This window comes from Sutcliffiella horikoshii (assembly GCF_044809035.1).
GTDB lineage: Bacteria > Bacillota > Bacilli > Bacillales > Bacillaceae_I > Sutcliffiella_A > Sutcliffiella_A horikoshii_G.
Window position 1 is genome coordinate 1 of the sequence record NZ_CP085237.1, and the last position, 12,417, is coordinate 12,417.

8 protein-coding genes, 2 tRNA genes and 1 rRNA gene are annotated in these 12,417 nt (G+C 43.3%); all 11 read left to right on the top strand.

The window, feature by feature from the left end:
* The 11 genes from dnaA to LG307_RS00055 all read left to right on the top strand — a co-directional run bounded on the left by dnaA (position 1) and on the right by LG307_RS00055 (position 12,398).
* Entirely contained in the window at positions 1 to 1,347 is a 1,347-nt protein-coding gene (dnaA, locus tag LG307_RS00005; RefSeq protein ID WP_404446691.1) for a chromosomal replication initiator protein DnaA, read from the top strand.
* 195 nt (positions 1,348 to 1,542) lie between these two features.
* Entirely contained in the window at positions 1,543 to 2,679 is a 1,137-nt protein-coding gene (dnaN, locus tag LG307_RS00010) for a DNA polymerase III subunit beta (RefSeq protein WP_404446694.1), read from the top strand.
* A gap of 148 nt (positions 2,680 to 2,827) precedes the next feature.
* Entirely contained in the window at positions 2,828 to 3,043 is a 216-nt protein-coding gene (gene yaaA, locus LG307_RS00015) for a S4 domain-containing protein YaaA (RefSeq protein ID WP_392396780.1), read from the top strand.
* 17 nt (positions 3,044 to 3,060) lie between these two features.
* The gene (gene recF / locus LG307_RS00020) at positions 3,061 to 4,182 is read left to right on the top strand and encodes a DNA replication/repair protein RecF (RefSeq protein WP_404446697.1); all 1,122 of its coding nucleotides are present in this window, start codon (positions 3,061 to 3,063) and stop codon (positions 4,180 to 4,182) included.
* Positions 4,183 to 4,193: 11 nt separating this feature from the next.
* Positions 4,194 to 4,442, top strand: coding sequence for an extracellular matrix regulator RemB (gene remB, locus LG307_RS00025; protein WP_404446700.1), 249 nt, complete (start codon positions 4,194 to 4,196; stop codon positions 4,440 to 4,442).
* An 89-nt stretch (positions 4,443 to 4,531) separates the two neighbouring features.
* Entirely contained in the window at positions 4,532 to 6,457 is a 1,926-nt protein-coding gene (gene gyrB, locus LG307_RS00030; RefSeq protein WP_404450531.1) for a DNA topoisomerase (ATP-hydrolyzing) subunit B, read from the top strand.
* A gap of 114 nt (positions 6,458 to 6,571) precedes the next feature.
* Positions 6,572 to 9,064, top strand: coding sequence for a DNA gyrase subunit A (gyrA, locus tag LG307_RS00035; protein WP_404446703.1), 2,493 nt, complete (start codon positions 6,572 to 6,574; stop codon positions 9,062 to 9,064).
* A gap of 78 nt (positions 9,065 to 9,142) precedes the next feature.
* On the top strand, positions 9,143 to 10,213 hold the full coding sequence (locus tag LG307_RS00040; protein ID WP_404446706.1) for an HD-GYP domain-containing protein: 1,071 nt from the start codon (positions 9,143 to 9,145) through the stop codon (positions 10,211 to 10,213).
* 397 nt (positions 10,214 to 10,610) lie between these two features.
* A 16S ribosomal RNA gene (locus LG307_RS00045) occupies positions 10,611 to 12,162 on the top strand.
* Positions 12,163 to 12,222: 60 nt separating this feature from the next.
* Positions 12,223 to 12,299, top strand: a tRNA-Ile gene (locus LG307_RS00050).
* Positions 12,300 to 12,322: 23 nt separating this feature from the next.
* Positions 12,323 to 12,398: transfer RNA gene (locus LG307_RS00055), tRNA-Ala, on the top strand.
* Positions 12,399 to 12,417 lie beyond the last annotated feature (19 nt).

Sequence of the window (12,417 nt, forward strand, 5' to 3'; positions counted from 1 at the left end):
ATGAAAAATATTTCTGATCTGTGGGTCAAAGCATTAAATCAGATAGAGAAAAAGATAAGCAAACCAAGCTTTGAGACATGGTTGAAGAGTACCAAAGCCCATTCATTGCAGGGAGATAATCTTGTCATCACTGCACCGAATGATTTTGCACGTGACTGGCTTGAGTCCAGGTATTCCGGTCTTATCGGGGAAACCATCTCTGATATCACTGGGGAAGAGTTATCTATTAAATTTATTATTCCTCAAAATCAAACAGATGAAGAGTTGGAGTTAAAGACTCCTCCTGCAAAAATGAGAAAAGACGATGATATGATCGAAATTCCGCAAAATATGCTGAATCCGAAGTACACATTCGACACTTTCGTCATCGGTTCTGGAAACAGGTTTGCCCATGCTGCCTCTTTGGCAGTGGCAGAAGCCCCTGCGAAAGCCTATAATCCGCTTTTTATTTACGGGGGAGTAGGATTAGGCAAAACCCACTTAATGCATGCAATCGGCCATTATGTGATTGAGCATAATCCAGCAGCAAAGGTGGTCTATTTATCATCTGAAAAATTCACCAATGAGTTCATTAATTCCATCCGTGACAACAAGGCTGTCGATTTTCGCAATAAATATCGAAATGTCGATGTGTTGCTTATTGATGATATTCAGTTCCTTGCCGGAAAAGAACAAACACAAGAGGAATTTTTCCATACATTTAATACACTGCATGAAGAAAGCAAGCAGATTGTCATCTCCAGCGACAGACCTCCAAAAGAGATTCCGACATTGGAAGACCGCCTAAGATCCCGTTTTGAGTGGGGACTGATCACAGACATCACACCGCCGGATTTAGAAACTCGCATCGCCATCTTACGAAAGAAGGCAAAAGCGGAAGGGCTAGATATTCCAAATGAAGTAATGCTTTACATTGCCAATCAAATTGATTCGAATATTCGAGAACTCGAGGGGGCGCTCATTCGAGTGGTGGCCTATTCCTCTTTGATCAATAAGGATATTAATGCTGATTTGGCGGCAGAAGCACTGAAGGATATCATTCCAAGCTCCAAGCCTAGAGTCGTGACCATTCATGATATTCAACGGACCGTTGGCGAAGAGTACAATGTGAAATTAGAGGATTTTAAAGCAAAGAAACGAACAAAATCTGTTGCTTTTCCTCGACAAATAGCCATGTACTTATCTAGAGAACTTACGGACTATTCCTTGCCTAAAATTGGAGAGGAGTTCGGAGGGCGTGACCATACGACGGTTATTCATGCTCATGAGAAAATTTCCAACCTAGTAAAAACAGATACCATGCTGCAAAGGCAAATAGAAGCAATTGCCAATATGCTGAAAAGTTAATCAGGAGATAAATAGAGCACTAGTGGAAACTGTGTATAAGTGGTACAAGGTTAAACACAGGTTATTCACATGTGGATATCTACTCTTTGTAACAGAAAAGGGACTTATCCACATAATCACAGCCCCTACTATTACTTCTACTAGTTTTTTATTAATAAAATATATAAATAGACCTGCCCACTAAGGAGGATTACGATGAAATTTATTATCCAACGCGACAAGCTGGTTCAAAGCGTTCAAGATGTACTGAAAGCCGTCTCTTCCCGAACAACTATTCCAATTTTGACTGGAATAAAAATCGTCGCGACAGAAGAAGGTGTTACCCTTACAGGAAGTGACTCCGATATCTCTATCGAATCTTTTATTCCTTGTGAAGAAGATGGATCGGAAAATGTAGAAGTAAAAACAGCTGGAAGTGTCGTGCTGCAAGCTCGCTTTTTTAGTGAGATCATTAAAAAACTTCCTATGGATACTGTCGAAATGGAAGTACAAAGCCAATATGTGACAACCATTCGTTCTGGAAAATCGGAATTCAATTTAAATGGCCAGGATGCTGCAGAATATCCGCATTTGCCACAAGTAGAGGAACAAAACGTATTCCGTGTTCCAACAGATCTCTTGAAAAATATTATTCGACAAACAGTATTTGCAGTGTCCACCTCAGAAACACGCCCTATCTTGACAGGTGTAAACTGGAAGCTTGAAAATCACGAACTTACCTGTATTGCAACAGATAGCCATCGCTTGGCTTTACGCAAAGCAAAGGTGGATGCGGAGAATGACATTACGTGCAATGTCGTGATTCCCGGTAAGAGCCTGAATGAATTAAATAAAATTCTAGATGATACGAACGAGCTGCTTGATATCGTCGTGACCGAGAACCAAGTTTTATTTAAAGCAAAAAACATTCTTTTCTTCTCTCGTCTGCTTGATGGGAACTATCCGGATACTTCCCGATTGATTCCTGCAGAAAGTAAAACCGATATCACTGTCACAACAAAAGATTTCCTTCAGGCGATCGACCGTGCGAGCCTTCTTGCAAGAGAGGGACGTAACAATGTCGTAAAGCTTGCTACTCTAGAGTCTGATACGCTTGAAGTTTCCTCCAATTCCCCTGAAGTCGGGAAAGTAGTGGAACAAGTGCAAAGCAACTCCATTGATGGAGAAGAGTTGAAAATTTCTTTTAGCGCAAAATATATGATGGATGCTTTAAAAGCTTTAGAAGGAAATGAGATCCTAATCAATTTCACTGGTGCGATGAGGCCGTTTGTGATTAAAACATTACATGATGATTCCATGCTTCAATTGATTCTGCCAGTCAGAACGTATTAATAAACATAGACTTAGAAAGCTGCTAGTGACCATTCCTAGTGGCTTTCTTTTCTATATGGAGAAGTTCTAGTACAATAGGAAATAGAGAATAAGGGAATGGTAAAAGAAAGATGATGATCCATCACCCTAAAAAGAAAGCGAGCGCGAAATAATGACAGAAATTCAAATTTCAACAGAAATGATTACCCTTGGACAATTCTTAAAGTTAGCCGATGTCATCCAGTCAGGCGGGATGGCAAAATGGTTTCTTTCAGAATATGAAGTGAAAGTGAACGGAGAACTTGAAGACAGAAGAGGAAGAAAGCTGAAAGTGCAGGATGTAATAGAAATAGACGGTCATGGAAAATATGTCGTTGTTTCTTGATGAGTTGGTGATACGGATTGTATATTGAAGAATTGACGTTAAGACACTATCGCAATTATGAAAGCTTGCATGCCGTATTTGAAAACGGTGTGAATGTCATTTTAGGAGAGAACGCACAAGGAAAGACCAATGTGATGGAATCTATCTATGTATTGGCAATGGCAAAATCACACAGAACGTCCAATGATAAAGATCTTATCAGATGGGACGAAGAGTATGGTAAAATAGAAGGCAGGATACATAAACGGAATGGACCGTTGCCGCTGCAACTAGTCATAAGCAAAAAAGGGAAAAAAGCAAAGATCAACCATATAGAACAAAACAAATTAAGTCAGTATATCGGAAATATGAATATCGTCATGTTTGCACCGGAGGATCTTACTCTTGTAAAAGGGAGTCCTCAGGTGAGACGGCGTTTTATAGATATGGAACTTGGGCAAGTGTCACCTCGGTACATGCACGATTTATCGAGATACCAAAAAGTCCTTCAGCAGCGCAATCATTACTTAAAGCAATTACAGACGAGAAAACAAAAAGATGAGACGATGTTGTTGGTGTTGACAGAACAACTTATCGAATTGGCTGCGAGCGTGACGGAAAAGAGGCAGGAGTTTGTCCAATTGCTGCAAAGCTGGGCTCAGCCAATTCATAAAAGCATCAGCCGTAATCTAGAGGAATTGACTATTATCTACAAACCGTCCATTGATTATGTATCAGAAACAACAAACTTGTCGAAAATGATAGAAGCATATAACGAAAAGTTTGATAAAATAAAAGATAGAGAAATTGAAAGAGGCGTGACGCTATTTGGGCCACATCGTGATGATTTGCTCTTTCAAGTGAACGGAAAAGATGTTCAGACATTTGGATCACAAGGACAACAGCGCACGACAGCACTTTCGCTGAAGCTTGCAGAAATAGATCTCATTCACTCTGTAGTAGGGGAATATCCCATACTGCTCCTTGATGACGTATTATCTGAGCTGGATGATTATCGACAGTCCCATCTCTTAAACACCATTCAGGGAAAGGTCCAAACCTTTGTTACGACAACGAGTGTGGACGGAATCGATCATCAAACGCTGAAACAAGCGGCTACATATGAGGTAGTCTCAGGTACGATCAAGAAACGAAATTGAGGTGAAGGCTCATGTATTTGCATATTGGAGAAGAAGTGATGGTGCGCGCTTCTAAAATCATTGCTATTTTAGATCGAAGGCTCTTGCAATCCGACTGGAAAGATACCCTGCCTGAAGTAGCGGACAAATCCATCAAAAATATCAGTAAACATGACGTCAAATCAATCGTGATTACCGAAGAAAACATATACCTTTCTCCCTTGGCCTCAACAACCTTGAAAAAAAGAATGGATGCCTCGATGGAGGAGTTCCTCTATTAGAGAACCAGCCTGTTATAGATGCGATTGTTGCTCAAAAGGACAACCAGTCTATTGTGTAGAAATAAAAAGTGAAGGTGATAGATATGACGATGGACCAAAAAGAATTGCAAGAAAACAGCTATGATGAGAGTAATATACAGGTGCTGGAAGGCCTTGAAGCCGTAAGAAAGCGACCAGGTATGTACATTGGTTCCACCAGTGCCAAAGGATTGCACCACTTGGTGTGGGAGATTGTCGATAACAGTATCGATGAAGCATTGGCGGGATATTGCTCTGAGATCAATGTTACCGTTGAAAAAGATAACAGCATTACGGTTAAAGATAACGGCCGCGGTATTCCAGTCGGAATTCATGAAAAAATGGGCCGTCCGGCAGTAGAAGTAATCATGACCGTACTTCATGCGGGCGGAAAATTTGGCGGTGGCGGTTATAAAGTATCAGGAGGTCTGCACGGGGTTGGAGCATCCGTTGTAAACGCCCTTTCCTCTGAGCTTAAGATCTTTGTCCATCGCGACGGCAAAATCCATTACCAGCAATTTAATAAAGGGGTACCGCATGAGGACCTTAAAATAATCGGCGAAACAGAAGTTACAGGAACGATTATTCATTTTGTTCCCGATGAAGAGATTTTCACTGAAACAAAGGAATATGACTACGATACGTTAGCACACCGTCTACGTGAGCTTGCGTTCTTAAATAAAGGCATACGGATCACCATTGAAGATAAGCGTGAAGAAACACCGAAAAAAAATGAATATTACTACGAGGGCGGTATCGCTTCTTATGTAGAGCATTTGAACCGTACCAAAGAAGTCATTCATGAAGAAGTTGTATTTGTGGAGGGAGAAAAGGACGGAATCTCCATCGAAGTGGCACTGCAGTATAATGACAGTTATACAAGCAATCTATACTCTTTTGCCAACAACATCAGCACCTATGAAGGTGGTACCCATGAATCAGGTTTTAAAACGGCATTAACGAGAGTAATCAATGACTATGCCCGTAAAAACAATATTTTCAAAGATGCTGACAGCAATTTAACTGGGGAAGATGTTCGAGAAGGCTTGACGGCTATCGTTTCCATCAAGCATCCAGATCCACAATTTGAAGGGCAGACCAAAACTAAATTAGGAAACAGTGAAGCAAGAACGGTTACTGATTCTGTTTTTACAGAGAAATTTGAAGGATTCCTTCTTGAGAATCCATCTGCAGCCAGAAAAATTGTGGAAAAAGGCTTAATGGCTTCCCGTGCTAGAATGGCAGCCAAAAAAGCAAGGGAACTTACCAGAAGGAAGAGTGCATTGGAAATCTCCAGTCTTCCTGGGAAATTGGCAGACTGCTCCTCTAAAGATCCTGCTATTAGCGAAATATATGTGGTAGAGGGAGATTCTGCGGGTGGATCGGCGAAACAAGGACGAGACCGCCACTTCCAGGCTATCCTGCCTTTGCGTGGGAAAATCATAAACGTAGAGAAGGCGCGTCTTGATAAAATTTTATCCAATAATGAGGTCCGTGCGATCATCACTGCCCTTGGAACCGGAATCGGCGAGGATTTTGACATTTCCCGTGCCCGTTATCATAAGATCGTGATCATGACGGATGCCGATGTCGACGGCGCACACATTCGTACGCTACTGTTGACATTCTTCTACCGTTACATGCGCCAGATCATTGAACATGGATACATCTACATTGCCCAGCCGCCTCTTTACAAGATACAGCAGGGTAAGAAGATTGAGTACGCTTATAACGACCGTCAGCTTGAAGAGATTCTTGCGACCATGTCCGATCAACCAAAAGCCGGTATCCAGCGCTATAAAGGATTAGGGGAGATGAACCCTGAGCAGCTATGGGAAACGACGATGGACCCTGTATCTAGAACGTTGTTGCAGGTAAGCCTGCAAGACGCAATCGAAGCGGATGAAACGTTTGAAATTCTAATGGGTGATAAAGTAGAGCCGAGAAGGAACTTTATCCAAGATAATGCCCGTTATGTGAAAAATCTGGATATCTAACCTAAGAATCCAATAAAAAAAGCAGGGTAGTGTCATGCTATCCTGTCTTTTACATAGAGAAGAGCGAAAGCGAATGTAGTCATGAACTCACATTTCGCAAGGAGGTTCGTTATTATGTCTGAGAGGTCCTCAGTTAAAGAAATAAATATCAGTCAAGAAATGAGAACATCATTCCTAGACTATGCCATGAGTGTTATCGTATCCCGTGCCCTGCCGGATGTACGGGACGGATTAAAACCTGTACACCGCCGTATTTTATATGCGATGAACGATTTGGGTATGACATCCGATAAGGCTTATAAGAAATCCGCCCGTATCGTTGGGGAAGTTATCGGTAAGTACCATCCTCATGGTGACTCCGCCGTTTATGACACGATGGTACGTATGGCACAGAACTTTAACTTCCGTTACATGCTGATCGACGGGCACGGAAACTTCGGATCTGTCGATGGGGACGCTGCAGCGGCAATGCGTTATACCGAAGCAAGAATGTCGAAGATCTCCATGGAGATTCTTCGCGATATCAATAAAGATACCATTGACTACCAAGATAACTATGATGGTTCTGAGAGAGAGCCGATTGTATTGCCAGCACGTTTTCCAAACTTGCTTGTAAACGGTGCTTCTGGGATCGCAGTAGGAATGGCAACCAATATTCCACCTCATCAATTGGGGGAAATCATCGACGGAGTGCTTGCAGTAAGTAAGGACCCTGACATTACCATTCCCGAGTTAATGGAAATCATTCCTGGACCGGACTTTCCTACAGCTGGACAAATCCTGGGCAGAAGCGGTATCAGAAGAGCCTATGAAACGGGGCGCGGCTCCATCACTGTCCGTGCAAAAGTGGAAATTGAAACAAAGCCAAACGGCAGAGAAGTTATCCTTGTTCACGAACTTCCTTACCAGGTTAATAAAGCAAAGCTAATTGAAAAAATCGCGGACCTTGTTCGTGATAAGAAAATAGAAGGCATCTCTGACTTGCGTGATGAATCAGACCGTAATGGTATGCGAGTCGTCATGGAAGTTAAAAAAGACGCTAATGCTAATGTCCTTTTAAATAACTTATATAAACAGACTTCCCTTCAAACAAGCTTTGGTATCAACCTGCTAGCGCTAGTTAACGGTGAACCGAAAGTATTAAACTTGAAACAATGTCTGTACTATTACCTGGAACATCAAAAAGTAGTAATCAAGCGCCGTACGGCATTCGAATTGCGTAAAGCGGAAGCAAGAGCACACATCTTAGAAGGTCTGCGTATTGCCTTAGATCACTTGGATGCTGTTATCACCTTGATCCGCAGTTCCCAAACGGCTGACATTGCCAGAGAAGGCTTGATGACCGAATTCTCTCTATCTGAGAAACAAGCACAAGCTATTTTAGATATGCGTCTGCAACGTCTAACAGGTTTAGAGCGCGAAAAGATAGAAGAAGAATACCAAGGGCTCATGCAGCTTATTGCTGAACTGAAAGCAATCCTTGCAGATGAAGAAAAAGTACTTGAAATTATCCGTGAGGAACTAATAGAAGTAAAAGAACGTTTTAATGACACCCGCCGTACAGAGATTATGGCTGGCGGTTTTGAAAACATCGAGGACGAGGACTTGATTCCACGTTCCAATGTCGTGATTACCCTTACACATAATGGCTATATCAAGCGTCTGCCCCTTTCTACGTATCGCAGTCAGCGAAGAGGAGGCCGTGGAATCCAAGGGATGGGAACCAACGAAAATGACTTTGTTGAACATCTATTGACCACATCCACTCACGACACACTTTTATTCTTTACAAACAAAGGGAAAGTGTACCGTGCAAAAGGTTATGAAATTCCGGAATTCAGCCGAACAGCAAAAGGAATTCCAATCATCAACCTGCTTGAGGTGGAAAAAGGAGAATGGGTCAACGCCATTATCCCAGTAGAAGACTTTGTGGACGACTGGTATCTATTCTTTACAACCAAGCACGGGATATCCAAGCGTTCTCCGTTATCCCAGTTTGCCAACATCCGTAAAGGTGGCTTAATTGCACTTGGGTTGCGCGAAAACGATGAATTAATTTCTGTAAAATTAACCGATGGCACGAAAGAAATGATCATCGGAACGAAAAATGGAATGCTCATCCGTTTCCATGAAACAGACGTACGTTCCATGGGTAGAACGGCAACAGGAGTAAAAGGAATCTCCATTTCCGAAAATGATGAAGTGGTAGGAATGGAACTTCTTGATGAAGGCCTTGATGTACTCGTTGTCACCAAAAACGGTTATGGAAAACGAACTCCTGCGGAAGAGTACCGTGTTCAAAGCCGTGGAGGAAAAGGTATTAAAACATGCAATATCACCGAGCGTAACGGCGAACTTGTTTCTGTTAAGACCGTAACCACCGAGGAAGACCTGATGCTGATTACAGCAAGCGGCGTACTAATCCGTATGTCTGTCGACGGAATCTCACAAATGGGTCGAAACACCCAAGGAGTGAAGCTCATTCGTCTTGCTGAGAACGAATTTGTGACAACAGTCGCAAGAGTAGATAAAGAAGATGAGTCAGAAGATGGTACGGAAGATACAGAAATGGAAGAAGGAATTTCCACAGAAGAAGTCGAAGAATAAGAAGAGCAAAGTAAATGATCAACTCTAAAAGAGGAGCACTTTCATGTGTTCCTCTTTGTTTATAAGGAGAGAGCGTTCATGTTAGTGAAAACCGAACAGCTGGTGGAAGGCTGCATTCTGGCACAAGAAATACAGGCACTCACATCAAAGCCGATTATGCAAAAGAGAACGGTCCTTACCAATCAACACATTGAAATATTAGAATCTTTCTTAGTGGAAAAAGTAGAAATAGAAGCTTTTCTTTCAAACGGCCAGCCTTTTAATCCTCAATTGTTAACCATGATTGAAGATAAACCAAAAGAGGATTCCTTCTTGCAAATGTACCTAAAAGCAACACAAGCTTACAAAAAAATGTATGAAGCATGGGGCTCGGGAGCTCCAATAGATTATAGTGCAGTCAGAAAAACAGTCATCCCTTTAATTGAAAAATCCCTTCACTATCAAGAAGAAGTCTTTGCCGTCTACCATTATACAAATGAAGAAGACTATATTTATCATCATTCCGTAGCGGTAGCCATCATTGCTTCAGCCATTGCAAAGTCACTCGGCTATAAAAAGAAAGATATCATCCAAGTCGGCATAGCAGGCTTCTTAATGGACTGCGGAATGTCACGCATCGATCAGAAAATCATTAAAAATGTCGCGGTTTTAAGAAAAGAAGAGTTCGCGCAAATAAAAGAACATCCTATCTTCAGTTATCAGATGGTAAGCAAACAACCAGTGATTCAAGACGAAATAAAACTTGCTGTCTTGCAGCATCATGAACGCTACGATAAAACTGGCTACCCTTTTGGACTGTCAGAAGACAAAATACACACCTACACCAAAATACTTGCTGTTGCAGACGTCTTCCACGCGATGACATCGCCAAGAAAATACCGGAGCAAACAATCACCGTTTAAAGTGATTGAGCAACTAAAGCATGAAACTTTTGGCAAGTATGATCTCTCTATCGTTCAAGCTCTCACTTCTAATGTTTGCAGTTTCAGCATTGGAGACAAAATAAGGCTCTCCAACAACAAAATAGCAGAGATCGCTTTTATCGATCCGCAACAACCATCCAGGCCGATGGTAAGAGAAATTGATTCAGATCAATTCCTTTCCCTGAATCAAGAATTGGATATTCATATAGAAGAAGTTTTAAAATAATGTTTTCTGCAGAGGAGAACGAAGAAGTCTTTCGGGTTTCCCTTCGTTCTCCAAGCTCGAATACAGCGGTAAAAACTAGAAAAAGTACTTTGGGAAAAGAAAATAAAAATATATTAAAAAAGTAATTGCATCCCTAATCCACCCGTGCTATAATCAATCAAGTCAGCAACGACAACGAGTTGCATCTTACATACTATCGAAAAAAGATAATAAAAAGATGTTGACTCAAAACGAAATAAATGATATATTAGTGAAGTCGCTTTTGAAAGGCGCCAACACAAAAGAGTTCTTTGAAAACTAAACAAAACAACAGCGTCATAACGTCGGTTCTACGGAACACGACAAAATGATTTAAGTAAACACAAGCTAGCAAATTTTGAGCAAAAGCTCAGACTCTTTATTGGAGAGTTTGATCCTGGCTCAGGACGAACGCTGGCGGCGTGCCTAATACATGCAAGTCGAGCGGACCTTTTAAAAGCTTGCTTTTGAAAGGTCAGCGGCGGACGGGTGAGTAACACGTGGGCAACCTGCCTGTAAGACTGGGATAACTTCGGGAAACCGGAGCTAATACCGGATAATATAAAGAACCTCCTGGTTCTTTGTTGAAAGATGGTTTCGGCTATCACTTACAGATGGGCCCGCGGCGCATTAGCTAGTTGGTGAGGTAACGGCTCACCAAGGCGACGATGCGTAGCCGACCTGAGAGGGTGATCGGCCACACTGGGACTGAGACACGGCCCAGACTCCTACGGGAGGCAGCAGTAGGGAATCTTCCACAATGGACGAAAGTCTGATGGAGCAACGCCGCGTGAGCGATGAAGGCCTTCGGGTCGTAAAGCTCTGTTGTTAGGGAAGAACAAGTGCGAGAGTAACTGCTCGCACCTTGACGGTACCTAACCAGAAAGCCACGGCTAACTACGTGCCAGCAGCCGCGGTAATACGTAGGTGGCAAGCGTTGTCCGGAATTATTGGGCGTAAAGCGCGCGCAGGTGGTCCTTTAAGTCTGATGTGAAAGCCCACGGCTCAACCGTGGAGGGTCATTGGAAACTGGGGGACTTGAGTGCAGAAGAGGAAAGTGGAATTCCAAGTGTAGCGGTGAAATGCGTAGAGATTTGGAGGAACACCAGTGGCGAAGGCGACTTTCTGGTCTGTAACTGACACTGAGGCGCGAAAGCGTGGGGAGCAAACAGGATTAGATACCCTGGTAGTCCACGCCGTAAACGATGAGTGCTAAGTGTTAGAGGGTTTCCGCCCTTTAGTGCTGCAGCTAACGCATTAAGCACTCCGCCTGGGGAGTACGGTCGCAAGACTGAAACTCAAAGGAATTGACGGGGGCCCGCACAAGCGGTGGAGCATGTGGTTTAATTCGAAGCAACGCGAAGAACCTTACCAGGTCTTGACATCCTCTGACACTCCTAGAGATAGGACGTTCCCCTTCGGGGGACAGAGTGACAGGTGGTGCATGGTTGTCGTCAGCTCGTGTCGTGAGATGTTGGGTTAAGTCCCGCAACGAGCGCAACCCTTGATCTTAGTTGCCAGCATTCAGTTGGGCACTCTAAGGTGACTGCCGGTGACAAACCGGAGGAAGGTGGGGATGACGTCAAATCATCATGCCCCTTATGACCTGGGCTACACACGTGCTACAATGGACGGTACAAAGGGCAGCAAAACCGCGAGGTCGAGCCAATCCCATAAAACCGTTCTCAGTTCGGATTGCAGGCTGCAACTCGCCTGCATGAAGCCGGAATCGCTAGTAATCGCGGATCAGCATGCCGCGGTGAATACGTTCCCGGGCCTTGTACACACCGCCCGTCACACCACGAGAGTTTGTAACACCCGAAGTCGGTGGGGTAACCTTTTGGAGCCAGCCGCCTAAGGTGGGACAGATGATTGGGGTGAAGTCGTAACAAGGTAGCCGTATCGGAAGGTGCGGCTGGATCACCTCCTTTCTAAGGAATGTACGCTTGTTGTTTTGTTTAGTTTTGAGAGATCTCTCTCATAGATAGTCGGGGCCTATAGCTCAGCTGGTTAGAGCGCACGCCTGATAAGCGTGAGGTCGGTGGTTCGAGTCCACTTAGGCCCACCATTTTTTAATTATAGAACTTTTATGGGGCCTTAGCTCAGCTGGGAGAGCGCCTGCTTTGCACGCAGGAGGTCAGCGGTTCGATCCCGCTAGGCTCCACCAATAGACAAATTCTTGCGAA